Origin of the sequence: Polaribacter pectinis (assembly GCF_014352875.1) — a bacterium.
In the GTDB taxonomy this organism is placed as follows: domain Bacteria; phylum Bacteroidota; class Bacteroidia; order Flavobacteriales; family Flavobacteriaceae; genus Polaribacter; species Polaribacter pectinis.
In genome coordinates, this window is sequence record NZ_CP060695.1 from 790,028 (window position 1) to 808,395 (window position 18,368).

The window sequence follows — 18,368 nt, forward strand, 5'->3', positions numbered from 1 at the left end:
TTAATTTTTGAATGCATAAAGCACATTTTAGTTTTTATAGTGCAATACTTTTGTAGCATAAATTTAAAATTAACATTATGAAAAAATTATTGTTTGTCGCATTTTTAGCGATTGTAGGATTAAGTAAAACCAATGCACAAGAAGGTGTTTTAAACGGAGGTTTTAATGTTGGTATACCAACAGGAGATGTTAGTGACCTTACAAGTTTTACATTAGGAGCAGAATTAAATTACATGTTTCCTGTTGCACAAGGATTCACTTTAGGGCCATCTGTGCAGTATTCTCATTTTTTTGGTAAAGATGTAGATTTAGTTGGAGGTGGAACTTTAGAAGTTTCTGATGCTTCTTTTTTACCAATTTCTGGTGCAGCAAGATTTAATGTTTCAGATAGTTTTGTATTAGGAGCAAACATTGGTTATGCTGTTGGTTTAAATGATGGTAATGATGGTGGGTTTTATTACAGACCAATTGTAGGATACAAAATAGGAGATACTACTCAATTAAACTTATCTTATTCTGGAATTAGTAATGATGGATTAACTTTTTCTAATGTAAGTTTAGGAGTAATGTTTGGTATTTAGTAGAAAGAAAATTATATTTTTTAAAAACGGAAGCAAATTATGCTTCCGTTTTTTTGTTTAAAGTAGTATTTTAGCAATATGAAGCTTATAATTATAAACGGACCCAACCTAAATTTATTAGGAAAAAGAGAACCAGAAATTTATGGTTCTAGTACTTTTGAAGATTATTTTAGAGAATTACAATTAAAGTTTAAAACAGTAGAATTATCTTATTTTCAGTCTAATATAGAAGGAGAAATTATAGATAAATTACACGAAGTTGGTTTTAGTTTTGATGGAATAATCTTAAACGCAGCTGCTTATACACACACTTCAGTTGGTATTGGTGATGCTGTTAAAGGGATAGAAACTCCTGTTGTAGAAATTCATATTTCTAACATTCATGCCAGAGAAGATTTTAGGCATAAAAGTTATATTGCTGCAAATGCAAAAGGAGTATTATTTGGTTTCGGGTTAAAAGGTTATGAATTAGCTATTGAAAGTTTTTTATAATTCTAATAACATTTTAATGTCAGAACGCTCATAATGTGAGTTTTCTTCTAATGGAATTTCTTTAAACCCTATTTTTTTATACAAATTAATTGCAGGAACTAATGTTCTGTGTGAATATAGCGTAATACTTTTCCATTGTTTGCTTTTTGCAAACTCGATACAATAATTCATTAATTGTAACCCAATTTTTTTACCATGATATTTTGGTAAAACAGCCATTTTACTCAATTCAAAAAAAGTTTTTTGATTAATAAGTGCAACAACACCAACAATTTCTGAATTATATCTTGCACAAAAAATAAAACCTCCAGTATCTAAAATATATTCTTTCGGATTGCTTAAAACTTTTTTATCATAAGGTTCTACGTAAAAATATTTTTCTAACCATTCTACATTTAAGTTGTAGAAGTCCTTTGCATGTTCTAGTTGATAAGCAATAATTTCTAGGTTTTCTATTTCCATACTTGACAAATTGCGTTAGGGTTTGAAACAGTTCTAATATCTGCTAATATTCTTAACCTTTTTTGTTTTTACAAAAAAGATATAGTGTAAAGCCCGACCACACATTTTTTTGTCTGGTAACGCCCAAATTATATTATATGTTTTTGTTGATGATCATCATCATTTCATTTTCTAAAACAATCGTTTTTTGATATATTTCTTCTGCTTTTGCTAAAATTTCTTCAGCAAATTCTCTGTCCTTAATATCTTTTGCATTTATTCTAACGTTAAAATATGCGCCAGTTACTGCTGTTTTTGCACACAAAACACCAACTCCACCATCAGAAAGTGAATTTTGCAATCCGTTTTTCATCATTTCTAGCATAACTTCTATAGAGTTATGTGCAGTTTCCATTACTTTAAATGGAATTTCTGTTGCATATTTTGTAGCGTTTTCAATGGCTTTTTTTCTAGCTTCTATTTCTTCATTATTTGTTTTTGGCATTCTAAAACCATCAATAATTTTGTTGAAAGCATTTGTGTCTTCATCTACCAAAAACAACAAATCGTTTTTATATTTCTGACCTTTTTCTGCCCAATCAGAAAAATATTGCCATTTAGAATCCCAACCTGCTTTATGTGCAGAAAGATTGGCAACCATTGTTCCTAGAGAAACGCCTAAAGCACCAACATAAGCAGCAATACTTCCACCTCCAGGAGCCATAGATTCTGATGCTGTTTCTTCTGCGAAATCTTTAACTGTAAAGTCAATTAGTTTTTTATCAGCATCGGAATTCATTACATATTCTATAATTCTTTCTTGCGGATTAAATGGTTTTAAATCATCTAAACCAAGAGATTTTATAGCGATTTTAATTTTCTCACTTTCGCTAATTCCTAATGAACGTTCTTGTTTTTTTAGATAAAAATCTGCACAATCTAGCATAGCTTGTAGTGGAACTAAACCAACTAATTCAGATCCTGTTACACGCAAACCGCGTTTTGTAGCTGCTAAATCTGTTTCATAAAAAGCTTCATGCATAGAAGTTATAGAAATATTTGTAAGATTGTAAGAAATTTGTGCAATTCCGTATTCTTCAATAAACCAACCAATTCCTTTTACAGCTTTTAGTTTTCCCGGAATTCTTTCAGCTTCACCGTTTTTGTCTAGCACTTTTTTACCATCAACTAATTTTGCTCTACCGTTTTCACGAATATCAAAAGCAATTGCATTTGCTCTTCTAGTTGACGTAGAGTTTAAATTTACGTTATAAGCAATTAAGAAATCACGGGCAGAAATTGCTGTAACTCCAGATGATATTATTTGTTTATTGAATTCTGTTGGTCCAAAATCTGGTTTCCAATTAGGTTTAGAAAGCTTTTCTTTTAAACCTTCATACTCTCCAGAGCGAACTGTAGCTAAGTTTTTTCTGTCTAATGAAGTAGCTGCGTTTTCATAAAAATATCCAGATATACCAAGTTCTTCACCAACTTTCTTTCCTAATTTATGTGCATATTTTGCAGTTTCTTCCATAGAAATATTTGCAATTGGTACTAAAGGACAAACATCAGTTGCTCCAAATCTTGGATGTTCTCCTGTTTGTTTACTCATGTCTATTAATTCTGCTGCTTTTTTTATTAATAAAAAAGCTGCCTCTACAACTTGATCAGGCTCGCCTACAAATGTAATTACTGTTCTGTTAGTTGCTTTGCCAGGATCTACATCTAAAAGTTTTATACCTTCTATTGTTTTTACTACATTTGCGATGGTGTTAATTTTGTTAATATCTCTTCCCTCGCTAATATTTGGTACGCATTCTATAAGTTGCTTGTTCATGTGAATATATTTTACTCAAATATAAAAAAAGCAATAATTAAACAGAGTACTAAATCTTAAAAATTGATTAATTAAATTATATTTGTATTTAACCATAATGTTAGAAATGCAGAAAGATAAATGGCTTTTCGAGATAACTCCTAAAAAGAGCCTTTTTACAGTAAATTTAAAAGAAGTTTGGCAGTATAGAGATTTACTTATTCTCTTTGTTAAGAGAGATGTTGTAACTAAATATAAGCAAACAGTTTTAGGACCAATATGGTATTTAATACAACCTTTATTTACTTCAGTAATATTTACACTGATATTTAATAATATAGCAAATATTCCTACTAATGGAGTTCCAGCTTTTTTATTCAATCTTGCCGGTATTACTTGTTGGAACTATTTTAAGGACTGTTTAACGCAAACATCTGATACCTTTAAAAATAATGAAGGAATTTTTGGGAAAGTTTATTTTCCTAGAGTGGTAATGCCATTATCTACAATCTTTTCTAATTTATTAAAATTCGGAATTCAATTATTAATATTTATTGCATTTTACATTTACTTTGCAGTAAAAGGTTTATCAGTTTCATTTACTTTAGACCTTCTATATCTACCAATTTTAACTCTTTCAATGGGCTTTTTAAGCCTAGGTTTGGGTATGATGGTTTCTTCTATGGTTACAAAGTATAGAGATCTTACTTATTTGTTAACTTTTGGAGTATCATTACTTATGTATTTATCAGCAGTAATGTATCCTGTTGAAGTTGCTGTAGATAAGATGAGAAATTTTCCAATAGCTATTAAAATGATTGAATACAACCCAATGACAATAGTTATAGAAAATTTTAGAAACATTGTTTTCAATTCTAGTAGTGTAGATTTTTTAGAAATTATTTATGTAGTAATAATATCTTTTTTTGTTTTTATGTTAGGATTGGTAGTTTTTAATAAAACTGAAAAAACGTTTATTGATACCATTTAAAAAATGAATAATAATATAATTTTAAAAGTAGAAAATCTATCTAAACAATATCGTTTAGGAACTGTTGGTACTGGTACTATTGGACACGATCTAAATCGTTTTTTTGCAAGAATTAGAGGTAAAGAAGATCCATATTTAAAAATAGGCGAAAGTAATGATAGAACTTCAAAAGGAAATTCAGATTATGTTTGGGCATTAAAAGATATTGACTTTGAAGTAAAAAAAGGAGAGGTTTTAGGGATTATTGGGAAAAACGGAGCAGGAAAATCTACACTTTTAAAAATATTATCTAAAGTTACAGGCCCAACTACAGGTTCTGTGAAATTTAATGGAAGAATAGCTTCTTTATTAGAAGTTGGTACTGGTTTTCATCCAGAGATGACTGGTAGAGAAAACGTATTTCTAAATGGAGCCATTTTAGGAATGACGCATAAAGAAATTGATGAGAAATTAGAAGAAATAATTTCTTTTTCTGGTTGTGAAAGATATATTGATACACCTGTAAAACGTTATTCCAGTGGTATGACAGTTCGTTTGGCATTTGCTGTTGCCGCGCATTTAGAACCAGATATCTTAATTATAGATGAAGTTTTAGCAGTTGGAGATGCTGAATTCCAAAAGAAAGCAATAGGTAAAATGCAAGACATTTCTAATGCAGATGGAAGAACCGTTTTATTTGTAAGTCATAATATGTCAGCAATTAAAAGTTTATGCTCTAGAGTAGTAGTTTTAGAAAACGGAACTGTAAAATTTGATGGTAATACAGATGAAGGTTTAGAAGCTTATTTGGCTAGAGATTTAAAAACGAACCACACAGTTTTCTTTAAAGAAAATAAAGAAGTCAAAAAAGCTGTTGAATTTGTTTCAATAACATTAAAAAATCAAGATTTAATTATAACTAAAGATTTTTCTATTGGTGAAACATTAAATATTGAATTTACAATTAGAAATAATTCTAGCGAAACAAAAATTGAAACTGGAATACAAATAAAATCTAATGAAGATATACCCATATTTCATATAATGGGTAGAGATTCTAATTATGAATTAACTTTAGATAAAAAAGAAGAAACATTTGTTGTTTCTATTAAGGATATTAGACTCTTTCCTGGAATTTATAGCATCAACTTAACGTGTAGTAATTTGTCTGGTCATCAAATTTTTGATTCAATTGAAGATTCAATATCTTTTGAAATAATAGATGGAGGAAAATATACCAATAGACCACTTCCTAAAGCAGCAGGTTTATTCTTTTTAAATCCTAAATGGAATAAATTATAATTTTTTGAAAATTGTAAAACTAACATATAATTACAACTGGCCAATATTTAGGCAAACACCAAATAATAGTCAAATTTGGGGTAATTATAAATTTGTTATAGATAACAATTTAAAAGAATGTGATTATTGGGTTATTTATTCAGATCATAATTTACTACCTGAAAAAGTACTTTGCAACCCTAATAATATTATTTTTATATCTGGTGAAGGAAAAACTACAAGTCCAGTTTATGGACAAAAATTTTTAGATCAATTTGCATTAATTGTCACTGTTAATAGAGAAATTAGACATAAAAATATTATTTTTAAACAAACAGGTTTACCTTGGTTTATTAATAAAACATTTGATGATTTAAATCAAAACATTATTCCTGAAAAAAAGAAATTGATTTCAGTAATAAGTTCTAATAAGACAATAACAGAAGGTCATCGAAAAAGATTAGCATTTGTAAAAAAGCTTAAAATACATTTTGGTGATAATTTAGATATTTTTGGTAGAGGTTTTTTAGAAATAGAGGATAAATGGGAAGCATTAGCAGATTATAAATATTCTATTGCTATTGAAAATGATTACTGTTTAGATTACGTTACAGAAAAGTTTTTCGATTGTTTATATTCAAATACATTTTCATTTTATTATGGATGTCCTAATCTTGAAACTTATATATCACCTAATTCTTTTGCAAGAATAGACATAGATAACTTAACAGAATCTATAAAGGTTATAGAAAATACAATTGAAGATTCTACCTATGAAAAAAATGATAGTACTTTATTAAAAGAAAAATTAAAGAGTATTAATGAGCATCAATTTTTTCCTTTTATTGCAGGTATTCTAGATAATATTAAAGTTAATGCATCCAAAAAGGAAATTATTTTAAATAATAATATACATTCAGAATATTTAAACTTTAGAGGTATTGTTTTAAATAAATTAAGGAGTACATACAGAAGAATTATAAAATTTTTAAAATTTTAGTTTTGATAAAAAAAATAGCAAAAAAAATTAAATCACTTTTCACAAAAAGTAAAACCAAGGTAGTTGTAGAAGATGAAAAATTGCCTTATACAATTATGAGTGGTGCTATTTTAAGTGGTATAAATACTATTGGAGATAATACTTATATTGGTTTTAACTGTAATATTACTGAATCTAAAATAGGTAGATATTGTTCTATTGCAAATAATGTTAGTATAGGAATTGGCGAACATAAAATTAATAGAGTTTCTACATCTAGTATTTTTTATAAAAAGCCTTTCGAAACATTAACAGAGAAAGACTGTATTATTGGAAATGATGTTTGGATAGGTTCTAACGTAGTTGTTAGAAGAGGTGTAGAAATTGGTGATGGAGCTATAATTGGAGCAAATTCTTTTGTTAATAAAAACGTTAAAGAATTTGAAATTGTAGGAGGAGTTCCTTCAAAACATATAAGAATGCGTTTTAATGAAGAAACCATTATAACTTTAAAAAAAAGTAAGTGGTGGCTTTTAGATTTAGAAAAAGCCAAAAGAAAAATTTTAGAGCTTGAAAAAACGAATCTTTTTGATATAGATTAGTTTTTTTATTAATAAACTTACAATTAGGTAAATTGGGAAATAATAAAGTAATAGTTTCTATTAATGGTGGTCTCGGTAATCAGATGTTTCAATTGGCATTTGGAAGTATTATTGCAAAAAAAAATAACTCTAAATTAGTATTAGATAAAAGTTTTTTTAATGAAGACAAGAAAGATCCAAATTGTGCTTTTAGGTCTTTTGATTTAGATATATTTAATATTAGATACAAGGAATTATCAACTTTAAAAAAAAGTGTAATTAGTAAAATTATAAATAAATTTTTTACAAAAAAAAATAATACTTACAGAGAACCTTCATTTGATTTTAATTCTGAAGCATTACGTTTAAAAAGCCCAGTAAGTATTTATGGTTATTTTCAAAGTTATAAGTATTTTGTTGGTTATGAGGGTTTTGTAAAATCTATTTTTACTTTTCCAAAAGACAAAATAGGTCCTCAAAATCATCAAATATTAAACGAAATAATTGCAAATAAATCTATCTCAATTCATATTAGAAGAGGAGATTATGTTAATGATTCTAAAACAAATAAAACACATGGTACTTGCTCTTTAGATTACTATTATCAAGCAATAGAAGAAATTACCAAAAATAAAACTAATAACTATAATCTATATTTTTTTTCAGATGATATAGATTGGGTAAAAGAAAAGTTTAATATTATTAATATCAGTAAAAATTATATCAGTAATAATACAGCTCAAAATAGTTGGATAGATATGTTTTTAATGAGTAATTGTAAACACAATATAATCGCAAATAGTTCTTTTAGTTTTTGGGGAGCTTGGTTAAATTCTAATCCTAACAAGAAAGTAATTGCTCCTAAAAAATGGTTTTTAGATCAAACACTAGAAGCACAATCTCAAAATTTAATTCCGCCACAATGGATACGAATCTAAACATCCCTTTAGTATCTGTTTTAATGCCTGTATATAATTCAGAAGATTATGTAGGTGAGGCAATAGAGAGTGTTTTAAAGCAAACTTATGATAATTTCGAGTTTCTAATAGTTAATGATTTTTCAACGGATAAATCTTTAGATATAATTCTTTCATATAAAGATTCAAGAATTAAAGTTCTTAATATGAAGCAAAATTCGGGGATTTCTGAAACCCTAAATTTTGGTTTGCTAAAAGCAAAAGGAAAGTATATTGTTAGAATGGATTCTGATGATATAAGTTTACCAAATCGTATAAAAAAGCAAGTAGAGTTTTTAGAAAAAAATAAAGAACATGTAATTTGTGGCTCTAACTATAGTATTATTAATTCCTCTAACAAAGTTGTTCTACCAGAAAAGCATTCTATAATAAAAACAGGATTTTTACATAGTTGTTGCGTTGCACATCCAACAGTAGTTATTAGAAAAAGTATTTTAGAAAAGAATAAGTTATTTTACTCTAAAGATAATGAACCTGCGGAAGATTATCATCTTTGGTCTTTATTAATTCATAAAGGGAAATTCTATAATATTCAAGAAAATTTACTTGCATATAGAGTTCACCAAAATCAAATTTCGCAGAGCAAAAAGACAGCGCAAGACAAAAAATCTTTTTCAGTAAAAATAAATTATATAAAAACTTTTTATAAAGAATTAACAAAAGAGGAAACTCTTATGTTAGAAAAGCTATTACTTTATAAGAAGAAAATGCAAGATGTAGATATTAAAATATTTAGTGATTTTGTATTTAATTTGAAGATATCTAATAGTAAAACTAACTTTTTCGAGTCAAAAAGTTTTCAAAATTATATTTCTACATTAGAAAACACATTTTTAACAAACTATTTTTCTAAATATGAAAGATATTCTTATGCAGATTTTTTAAAGTATTTAAAAGTTGTAAGAAAGTATAAAATAAAGTTTAATTTAAAAAACTCTTTAAACTTGTTCATTAAATCTGCGTTTTTCTATAAGATTAAAACAGATTTTTTATGATACCAAAAATAATTCACTATTGTTGGTTTGGTAATAATGAGAAACCAGAAATATTAAAAAAATGCATTTTATCTTGGGAGAAAAACTGCAAAGATTATAAAATTATTGAGTGGAATGAGACTAATAGTTCGCAGTTTACTAATTCTTTTTACAAAAATTCTCTAAGAAAAAGAAAATATGCTTTTGTTTCAGATTATATAAGAACCAAAGCTCTTTATGAATTTGGCGGAATCTATTTAGACACAGACATGTTATTGTTAAAACCAATTGATAAACTGTTAGAATATAATTTTTTTTCCGGTTTAGAGGTAGAAGAAAGAGTTGCTTTTGGTTTATTTGGGGGTATTAAAAAGCATCGGTTTTTTTCTGAAATGTTAGATTTTTATTCAAAAACAGAGTTTGATGAATTTAACCCTCCAATAATAACGCATTCATTTAAAAATTTAATAAATTCATCAACTTTAAAAGAAAATGAAGTTTTATTAAGTCCTGAATATTTTTATCCCTTAACTTATCAAAATAAAGAAAAGGATTATAAATTATATATAACAGATAAAAGTTATGCAGTACATCTTTGGAATCATTCCTGGAAATTAGAAACAAAAAAAGGATATTCTTTTATTTTTAATAAATTAAAAACTATCCTTTTAGATTATATTTTGCATAATTATTCTTTTAAGTACCTAAAGAATAATTTAAAAGAAACACTCATAAATCTATATAGGTTAGTTAAATATAAAAGTATTTGAAAGTATTACAAATAACATATTCATCTAAAGGAGGAGCAGGTATTGCTGCAAAAAGATTACACACTGCATTACAGCAGAATGGAGTTTCTTCTGCATATTTGTCTACAAACTTAACTATAGATTTTAAAAATGAAATTGTTAACGATTCTTTTTTTAAATACAAAAAGCCAACTATTTTAAAAAGAATTGGTTTAAAATTTTTAAACTTATTTCCAATTTCCAAAAAGAGTCAATTATCAAAAAAAATAAACCAATATAAAAAAGAAAAAGGTTTTGAAATTATTTCATCACCTTTTAGCAGTTTTAAATTACAAAATCATCCTTTATTTTTAGAAGCAGATATTATTAACTTGCATTGGGTTTCTGGTATTTTAGATTATACTACTTTTTTTAAAGCTTGTAAAAAACCTATAGTTTGGACTTTTCATGACATGAATCCTTTTTTAGGAATGTTTCATTATAAAAATGATTATAATAAAGCCACAATAGAATTAGCTGATTTTAATAAAAAAATTGAAAATATACAAGAACAGAACTTAAATTATATTAAAAAAGGAGCAATTATTTCTCCATCTAAATGGTTATTAGAAGAAGCTATTGCTGGTGGTTTTTTTACTAGATTTATTAAGAAGAATATTGTAAACTCTATCGATTTAGACACTTTTGCCATTAAAAACAAAGTAGAATTAAGAAGCAACTATTCAATTAAAAAAAATGAATTTGTTATTTTGTTTGTAGCAGAAGATGTTAGTAATTATAGAAAAGGTTTCGATTTACTTTTAGATTCTTTAAGTTATCTAAATGAAATACAATTTACTATCTTAACAATTGGTATAGATAAGCCCAACAATTATGGAAAAGTAAAAGTTATTTCTTTAGGTAAGATTTATGATGAAAACAAAATAGTAGAGATTTATAATTTAGCAGACGTTTTTGTATTACCAAGCAGAGAAGATAATTTGCCAAACGTAATTTTAGAATCTTTTGCAGTTGGTTTACCAATAATAAGTTATAATATTGGTGGTATTAAAGAACATGTTTTACCTAATAAAACTGGTTTTATTTCTAAAGAATTAACAGGTGTTTCTTTATCAGAAAAAATAATAGCATTTTATAAAGCTAAAGAAAGTTTTAATTCTTTACAAATTAGAAAATATGCTGAAGAGCATTTTAGTTTTTATAATCAATACAAAGGTTATTCAAAAATATATAAAGAATTATTAAAAAATGATTGAGTTTATACTTAAGGTTTTTAGGAAAATTTACATAAATATTTTTGGAAAAAAATACAGAGGTTTTTTTAATACTGAAAAACCAGAATTTAATGGTCAAGCATCTTCAGATTTAATCTATAATGTATTAAAACTAGATAAACCTTGTATGATTTCTAGGTTTGGTAATACAGAGTTCACCTGTGTATATCAATATAAAGTTAAAAATGAACCTTTATTATTAAGATATAAAAAATTTATTATTGGAGATATAGATACTTTAGACTATACTTTAAAAATTAAGCAAGAAATTCAGAATAACGCAGGTTTTTTTCCAGCAAGTAAAAAAAATTTAAATAAATTTTCTGAATTAATTATTGCAAAAATTAAAAATATAGATATTTTAGGTTCTTGGTTAGAAGTGGAAAATAAGTTTAATTTAGAATTAAAAAACACTCGAAAAGTTGGTTTGGAGGATTTAAATCCCTACAACCATAAAATACCATGGAGTAGAATTTTAAAAGGAAAAAAGGTTTTAGTTATTCATCCTTTTACTAAAAGTATTGAGTCTCAATATAAAAAGAGAGAAAAGTTATTTAAGAATAAAGAAGTACTTCCAGAGTTTAATTTAATAACCTATAAACCAGTTGTTTCTATTATTGATAACCATAAAAATTTACCATTTAAAGATTGGTTTGAAGCATTGAGTTTCATGAAAAAAGATATCGAGAAAATAGATTTTGATATTGCTATTTTAGGTTGTGGAGCCTATGGTTTACCATTAGCAAGCTATATTAAAGAAATTGGTAAGAAAGCGGTTCATATTGGGGGATCTACGCAAATGTTGTTTGGTATTCTTGGTAAAAGATGGGAAACAGAATATGATTTATCGCACATAATAAATGAAAATTGGGTGAGACCATTAGAGGAAGAAATTCCTAAAAATTTCAAAAAAATTGAAAATGGGTGTTACTGGTAATATGAATATTGTAAAATAAAATATGTTATTTACTTCTAAAAGATCTTCCGTAAAAACGGCACTTAAATTTAAAGTGTATAATTTTTTTAAAAAAATTATTAAAATTAAATACAGAGAAACCTATTCTCAATTAGGTGAAGATATTGCTATATGCCATTTATTAGAAAAATACTTAAAACTAAATAAAGGATTTTACATTGATGTTGGTTGTAATCATCCCATTCAATATTCTAATACTTTTTTATTGTATCGTAAAGGTTGGAGCGGTATAACTATAGATCTTAATAAAGAATTAATTTCTTTGCATAAGCTAGAAAGAAAAGGTGACATACAAATTAATACAGCAATAGCAGATAAAAATGAGTCTGTTAAAGTGTATGAGTTTTCAGAAGATGGTGTAAATACTATAAATAAAGATTTTTACGATGAAATAAAAAATCATGCAAATTTAATTTCAGATTCTAGAACTATAGACACTTTAACATTAAATGAAATAATAGAAGAACATAAGGTGTCAAAAATAGACCTACTGTGTATAGATGTAGAAGGACATGATTTTAAAGTTTTACAGTCAATAAATTTAAAAAAGTACAGGCCTAAATTAATTGTTGTTGAGATGTTAGATAATTTCGATTTCAAAAATTTAAGTGAAAGTGAAATTTTTAGCTATTTAAAAGAAAATAACTATAAATTAGTTGGTTACTTAATTGCAAATGGATATTTTATAGATGAAACTTTAAATTATTAATTATTGTTAAATAAAAATGCAACAACTTTTATCCATAATTACTATAAATTATAACGATTTTTCTGGTCTAAAAAAGACTGTAGAATCTGTTATAAAGCAAACCTATTCTAATTTTGAGTACGTTGTAATTGATGGAGGTTCTACAGATGAAAGTTATAAATACCTACAAGAAAAGAAAGATTCTTTCTCTCACCTAGTGAGTGAAAAAGATGCTGGAATTTACAATGCAATGAATAAAGGAATAAGAGCCGCTAAAGGAGAATATTTGTTGTTTTTAAATAGCGGAGATGTTTTAAATGGAGTTAGTGCATTAAAAGATTTTATAGAGAGCCCTCTTTTTTTAGGAGATATAGTTTATGGAGATTATAAATTTTTAGAAGGTGAGAAAAAGTACCCAGACAATTTAACTCCTTTACATTTTTTTAAATCATCTTTACCGCATCAAAGTTCTCTAATTAAAAAAGAGCTTTTTGATATTTATGGATATTATGATGAAGGTTTTAAAATAGTTTCAGATAAAGCTTTTTATATTAAGTGTTTTTTGAGCAATAAAGTTGTTTTTACTCACATCAATCAAAAACTATCAATAGTAGATTTAAATGGAATTAGTAATAGTTCTGAATATCAAAAAAAAGTAGTAGAAGAAAATAATATAATTTTAAAAAATTACTTCGGTGTTTTTTATGAAGATTATAAAAACATGATAAAATTAAGTGCGAAATATAAAACTTTAGAAAGTAAAACTTTTAAAAGTTTAATAAGAAGACTTAAAAAAAAGCTATTCAAATAATTAAAAGTATAAATGTTGAAGCCTAGAGTATTAATTTTAAGCCCTATTGGGGATGTAGGAGGTAGAGAGTTAGAGGTGGGTTTTATTGCTTCGGTTTTATCATCTAAATACAATGTTAAGGTTCTTTCAACGGGTAATTATACGCACAATTCACAAGTTAAAGCATTCAAAGGTTTCTCTGTAACAAGCTTAAAATATAAAATTTTTGACAGTAGTTTGTTTGTAAGAGTTTTTATTAAATTAATTTCACATTTCAAAAAAAGTATTTCTTACGATGCTTCTAGTTTAAGTGCACCATTAATTAAAAAAATTTTAAACGTTCAAAAAAGAAAAATTAAAATATTAAATAAAGAGATTTTAAAAACGGATATAGTTTTTATTTCGGCACAATTATCATCAAATTATATTAAGGATATTATTTTAATTGCAAAAATAAATAAGAAATCAATAGTTTTTAGAACTACTGGTAATATTACAGAAAATATAGATTTTAGTTATTTAAAATATGTTGATGTTTTTATACATCATTCATTAAGAAATGCCCAAAAACTAAATAGAAATTATAGATATAATATTATAGATCAATGTGCATTTAACGAAGAAAACTTTTTAAAAGTTCCTGCTTTAAACTCAAAAGTAAATAACTTTATGACAGTTTCTAGAATTGAAAAAAACAAAAATATAGATGTTGTAATTAATTCTTTTTGTAAAAGTGAGGATATAAATGATAAATTATATGTTGTTGGTAATGGTCCAGATTTAGAAGATTTAAAAGCAAAAACAAAAGATAAGAGAGTCATTTTTACTGGCTTTATACAGAATAATGAGTTACAAGAAATTTATAAAAATTGTCAATGTTTTATAGTTTCTTATTACCAATTAGAAGCAGGACCTTTAACAGCAATAGAAGCAATGGCTGCAGGGAAAATATTAATTTCATCTAAAACAGGAGCAATGACAGAAAGACTTACTGGCAAATATGCTTTTTGGCATGATAACACAGTAAAGTTATTGTCAGAAAAAATAAAAGAAATTAAAATGTTTAGTAAAGATGAAGTAGCAGAAATATCTAAATTCAATAGAGAAAGATATGTTTCAGAATATTCAATTGAAATAATTAGTAAAAAATATTTAGACGCTGTTTCATCATTAAATTAGAAACCAATAATATGAGTAAACCTCTTGTATCAATTTTAATTCCTACACATAATAGAGCTCTATTGATTCTAGAAACTTTAACATCTGTAAAAGAACAAACCTATAAAAATTGGGAATGTATTTTAGTTGATGATGGTTCTACAGATAATACAGTAGAGCTTATAGAAAAATGGAGTCTTAATGATAGTAGGTTTAAGGTAGTTACCAGACCCAAAAATCGAAAAAAGGGAGCAAATGCATGTAGAAATTTAGGTTTTGAAATTTCAAAAGGAGACTTTATTCAGTGGTTTGACAGTGATGATATCATGAGCCCTCATAAAATTGAAGAAAAGGTTAAAATTTTGGAAGAGTTTAAAACCAAAGATTATGTTGTTTGTGAAGGAATAGAGTTTAATGAAACTATTTCTAATACTTTTAATAAATGGGATACAATATCTTCTGTAAACCCTATTCTAGATCATATAACAGGCAAAGTAAATTTTCATACAAATGGGCCACTTTTTAGAAGAACCTTTTTAGAAAATAAAAAGTTGTTTAACGAAGATTTACAGAGAAAACAAGAATGGGAATTTTATACAAGACTTTTATTTAATTCTGCTAATTATTATCCATTGCATAAAACATTATATTATTTTAGAATTCATCCATGCAGTATTAATGGTAAAGACTCTTATAAGACCGTAAAATCTAGAATTATTGCAAATAATTTAGTGTTTAAAATGTTAAAAAATGAAAAAAAAATACTTAAAAAAAACTATTTCTTAAGAAAACATTTTTTGTATAAATATGCTTACAATATAAAATTAGTAAAGTTGAGTAAAAGTTACACAAACTTTTTTTACATTGTTAAAGGAGTTTTAATGACTTTAAATTTTAAAGTAATATCAGACTTATTTTTAACATTAATAAAGAAGGTAAATATTAAGTTTACATAAAAATAACTTAAAGTATAATGAGAATAGGGCAGAATCCTGAAAAAAAGAAATTTAATAAGATAGAGTATAAACAGCATAGAGTAATAATTCCTGTTTATATTCCAGATTCTCATGACCAATATTTTAATAATTTATTTTCAGTATTAAAAATCTCTATAGATTCTTTACTTAAAACAACCAATAAAACTCAAACAAATATTACCATAATTAATAATAATTGTAAAAAAGAAGTCACTAATTATTTAGACAGTTTATTACAAGATAAAATAATCGATAAACACGTTAAACTATCTACTAATTATGGTAAGGTTTACACAATTCTATCAGAAGCAAAAGCAAGTTACGAGCAATTAATAACAATAGCAGATGCAGATGTTTTTTACTTTTCTAATTGGTTAAGTAATACAATTCAAGTTTTTAATAATTATAAGAAAGCAGGTGTTGTAGCCCCATTACCAATGCCACAATCTGCTTATTATTGCAATCATTCATTATTTTTTGATAAATTACTAAAAGTAAAAAAAGGTAAAGTTGTATTAGATGAAGACATTTTATTGTTTGAGAAAAGTGTTAACAGTAAAATTTCAATTGAAAAAAATAATTGGTTTAAAAATCAACTATATTTAGAAAAAAATAGGAGTAAAACGTGTGTAGGAGCAGGTCATTTTATTGCAACTTATAGAAAAGAAGTTTTAGATAAAATTAACGTAGAAAAACCAAAATATATCTTTGAAAACGGAGCTGAAACATTTCATTTAGATAATCCCATAGACAAATTAGGTTATTATAGACTTTCAACTATAAAAACGTTTGCTTATCATTTAGGTAATAACATACCAAATTGGGTAAAAGAATATAAATTTAGTGAGTTAAATCTTACAGAAAACAGTAATAAAATTAAGTTCAGTAATTCTTTTATACCTTATAAAATAAAAGAGATTACTGCAAAAATATATAGAAAATTAACAACCATTTAGAGATATTTTGAACAATTATATAGAAATACAAGGCAGAAAAATAGGAAAAGATTACACTCCTTTTGTAATAGCAGAAATAGGTATTAATCATGAAGGCTCATTAAAAGTTGCCAAAGAAATGGTAGATGCAGCTCATAGAGCAGGGGCAGAATGTGTAAAACACCAAACTCACATTGTAGAAGATGAAATGAGTGGTGAAGCTAAAAAAGTTATTCCAGGTAATGCAGATGTTTCAATTTATGAAATTATGAAACGTTGTGCATTAGATGAAGAAGATGAAATTGCATTAAAGGAATATGTAGAAAGTAAAGGTATGATTTTTATTTCTACACCTTTTTCAAGAGCCGCGTCAGAGAGATTAGAAAGAATGAACGTTTCTGCCTATAAAATTGGTTCTGGAGAATGTAATAACTATCCATTATTAGAGCACATTGCATCTTTTGGCAAACCAGTAATTTTAAGTACTGGTATGAATACAATTAAAAGTGTAGCCAAAGCTGTAGCAATTTTCGATAAAGCTAATGTGCCTTTAGCTTTATTACATACTACAAACTTATATCCAACACCAGTGCATTTAGTTCGTTTTGGAGCCATGCAAGAACTGTCAGAAGCATTTCCAAAAAATGTTTTTGGCTTATCAGACCATACACTTACAAATCATGCTTGTTTAGGTGCTGTAGCTTTAGGAGCTTCAATTTTAGAACGTCATTTTACAGATCACAAACAAAGAACAGGGCCAGACATCGTTTGTTCAATGGACGAAAATGATTGTAAAGAATTAATAGAAGGAAGCAATTTAATTTGGCAAATGCGAGGAGGTACAAAAGAACCAGCCAAAGAAGAACAAGTAACTATAGACTTTGCTTTTGCAACAGTAGTTACTATAAAACCAATTAAAAAAGGAGACATTTTTACTAAAGAAAATATTTGGGTTAAAAGACCAGGAACTGGAGAGGTTTTAGCAGAAGAATTTAATTCTATTTTAGGTAAAATTGCCACAAACAATATTGAAAACGATCATCATTTAACCTATAAAGATTTTTAAAAATGAAGAAGTTATACAATCTAGAGAATCAATTCGATTATGAAAATGGTTTTTACGCCACTGCAGATCCTTCTCGTTTTGGGAAATTTATGACACATTTAGAACTTTTTAAATTATCTTCATCTATACCTGGCGAAATTGTTGAGTTAGGTGTTTTTAAAGGAAATTCTTTTTTTAGATGGATAAAATTAAGAGAAGTTTTAGAGCAAACTAAAAGTAGAAAAATTATAGGTTTTGATGTTTTTGGTGAATTTCCAGAAACAGATTTCGAAAACGATAAAGGTAGAAGAGAAGCTTTTATAGATGAAACAAATGGTGGTGTTGGTATTTCTTTTGAAGAAATAAATGAACTGTTAGAAAAACAAAATTTAAAAAAGAATGTAGATATAATAAAAGGAAACATCTTAATTACATTAGATAAATACTTGGATGAAAACCCACATTTAAAAATTTCACTTTTGCATATAGATGTAGATATTTATGAACCGGTAAAACATATTTTAGAAAAACTATATCATAGAGTTACCAAAGGCGGAATAATTATTTTAGATGATTATGGTACTTTTTCGGGAACAAATAAAGCTGTAGATGATTTTTTAGATGATACTGTAGAAATTAAAAAACTTCCTTTTTCGCACGCAATATCATACATTGTAAAGTAAC

General features: G+C 26.4%; 20 protein-coding genes. 18 read left to right on the forward strand and 2 right to left on the reverse strand.

The window, feature by feature from the left end; translation table 11 throughout:
* The first annotated feature begins 77 nt into the window (after positions 1–77).
* Together H9W90_RS03750 and aroQ are read left to right on the forward strand one after the other, a co-directional pair.
* On the forward strand, positions 78–581 hold the full coding sequence (locus H9W90_RS03750; RefSeq protein WP_187483127.1) for a hypothetical protein: 504 nt from the start codon (positions 78–80) through the stop codon (positions 579–581).
* A 78-nt stretch (positions 582–659) separates the two neighbouring features.
* Entirely contained in the window at positions 660–1,073 is a 414-nt protein-coding gene (gene aroQ, locus H9W90_RS03755) for a type II 3-dehydroquinate dehydratase (RefSeq protein WP_187483128.1), read from the forward strand.
* Here the strand turns inward: aroQ and H9W90_RS03760 are convergent.
* Entirely contained in the window at positions 1,068–1,535 is a 468-nt protein-coding gene (locus tag H9W90_RS03760; protein ID WP_187483129.1) for a GNAT family N-acetyltransferase, read from the reverse strand. The genes aroQ and H9W90_RS03760 overlap by 6 nt on opposite strands.
* A gap of 133 nt (positions 1,536–1,668) precedes the next feature.
* Complete coding sequence (ftcD, locus tag H9W90_RS03765) at positions 1,669–3,351, reverse strand: glutamate formimidoyltransferase (RefSeq protein ID WP_187483130.1); 1,683 nt, start codon at positions 3,349–3,351, stop codon at positions 1,669–1,671.
* Positions 3,352–3,448: 97 nt separating this feature from the next.
* On the opposite strand from ftcD, the gene H9W90_RS03770 reads away from it, so the two are divergent.
* From H9W90_RS03770 to H9W90_RS03845, 16 genes are read left to right on the forward strand one after another with little or no spacing between them, the layout of a single operon-like run.
* A complete protein-coding gene (locus tag H9W90_RS03770; RefSeq protein WP_187483921.1) occupies positions 3,449–4,321 on the forward strand; it encodes an ABC transporter permease in 873 nt (290 codons plus the stop codon).
* 3 nt (positions 4,322–4,324) lie between these two features.
* A complete protein-coding gene (locus H9W90_RS03775; protein WP_187483131.1) occupies positions 4,325–5,602 on the forward strand; it encodes an ABC transporter ATP-binding protein in 1,278 nt (425 codons plus the stop codon).
* Between the two features lie 4 nt (positions 5,603–5,606).
* On the forward strand, positions 5,607–6,581 hold the full coding sequence (locus H9W90_RS03780; protein WP_187483132.1) for a glycosyltransferase family 10 domain-containing protein: 975 nt from the start codon (positions 5,607–5,609) through the stop codon (positions 6,579–6,581).
* A 2-nt stretch (positions 6,582–6,583) separates the two neighbouring features.
* A complete protein-coding gene (locus H9W90_RS03785; protein ID WP_187483133.1) occupies positions 6,584–7,162 on the forward strand; it encodes a CatB-related O-acetyltransferase in 579 nt (192 codons plus the stop codon).
* A gap of 32 nt (positions 7,163–7,194) precedes the next feature.
* The gene (locus H9W90_RS03790) at positions 7,195–8,079 is read left to right on the forward strand and encodes an alpha-1,2-fucosyltransferase (protein WP_187483134.1); all 885 of its coding nucleotides are present in this window, start codon (positions 7,195–7,197) and stop codon (positions 8,077–8,079) included.
* A complete protein-coding gene (locus H9W90_RS03795) occupies positions 8,064–9,113 on the forward strand; it encodes a glycosyltransferase family 2 protein (RefSeq protein ID WP_187483135.1) in 1,050 nt (349 codons plus the stop codon). Before H9W90_RS03790 ends, H9W90_RS03795 begins: the two co-directional genes overlap by 16 nt.
* The gene (locus H9W90_RS03800; protein ID WP_187483136.1) at positions 9,110–9,862 is read left to right on the forward strand and encodes a glycosyltransferase; all 753 of its coding nucleotides are present in this window, start codon (positions 9,110–9,112) and stop codon (positions 9,860–9,862) included. The genes H9W90_RS03795 and H9W90_RS03800 overlap by 4 nt, the downstream gene beginning before the upstream one ends.
* Positions 9,859–11,097: a glycosyltransferase gene (locus tag H9W90_RS03805; RefSeq protein ID WP_187483137.1), complete on the forward strand. Its 1,239-nt coding sequence runs from the start codon at positions 9,859–9,861 to the stop codon at positions 11,095–11,097. The genes H9W90_RS03800 and H9W90_RS03805 overlap by 4 nt, the downstream gene beginning before the upstream one ends.
* Complete coding sequence (locus H9W90_RS03810; RefSeq protein ID WP_187483138.1) at positions 11,090–12,052, forward strand: hypothetical protein; 963 nt, start codon at positions 11,090–11,092, stop codon at positions 12,050–12,052. Before H9W90_RS03805 ends, H9W90_RS03810 begins: the two co-directional genes overlap by 8 nt.
* A gap of 22 nt (positions 12,053–12,074) precedes the next feature.
* A complete protein-coding gene (locus tag H9W90_RS03815; RefSeq protein WP_187483139.1) occupies positions 12,075–12,800 on the forward strand; it encodes an FkbM family methyltransferase in 726 nt (241 codons plus the stop codon).
* 16 nt (positions 12,801–12,816) lie between these two features.
* Positions 12,817–13,590 carry a glycosyltransferase family 2 protein gene (locus H9W90_RS03820; RefSeq protein ID WP_187483140.1) on the forward strand — a complete coding sequence of 258 codons (774 nt, stop codon included), beginning with the start codon at positions 12,817–12,819 and terminating at the stop codon, positions 13,588–13,590.
* A gap of 12 nt (positions 13,591–13,602) precedes the next feature.
* Entirely contained in the window at positions 13,603–14,748 is a 1,146-nt protein-coding gene (locus H9W90_RS03825) for a glycosyltransferase family 4 protein (RefSeq protein ID WP_187483141.1), read from the forward strand.
* 11 nt (positions 14,749–14,759) lie between these two features.
* Positions 14,760–15,683 (forward strand): glycosyltransferase family 2 protein, encoded by a 924-nt coding sequence (locus H9W90_RS03830; protein ID WP_187483142.1) that lies wholly within the window; start codon positions 14,760–14,762, stop codon positions 15,681–15,683.
* Positions 15,684–15,700: 17 nt separating this feature from the next.
* Positions 15,701–16,660: a glycosyltransferase family A protein gene (locus tag H9W90_RS03835; protein ID WP_187483143.1), complete on the forward strand. Its 960-nt coding sequence runs from the start codon at positions 15,701–15,703 to the stop codon at positions 16,658–16,660.
* Between the two features lie 7 nt (positions 16,661–16,667).
* Entirely contained in the window at positions 16,668–17,705 is a 1,038-nt protein-coding gene (gene neuB / locus H9W90_RS03840; RefSeq protein WP_187483144.1) for an N-acetylneuraminate synthase, read from the forward strand.
* A gap of 2 nt (positions 17,706–17,707) precedes the next feature.
* Positions 17,708–18,367, forward strand: coding sequence for a TylF/MycF/NovP-related O-methyltransferase (locus H9W90_RS03845; protein WP_187483145.1), 660 nt, complete (start codon positions 17,708–17,710; stop codon positions 18,365–18,367).
* The last annotated feature ends 1 nt before the right edge of the window (position 18,368 follow it).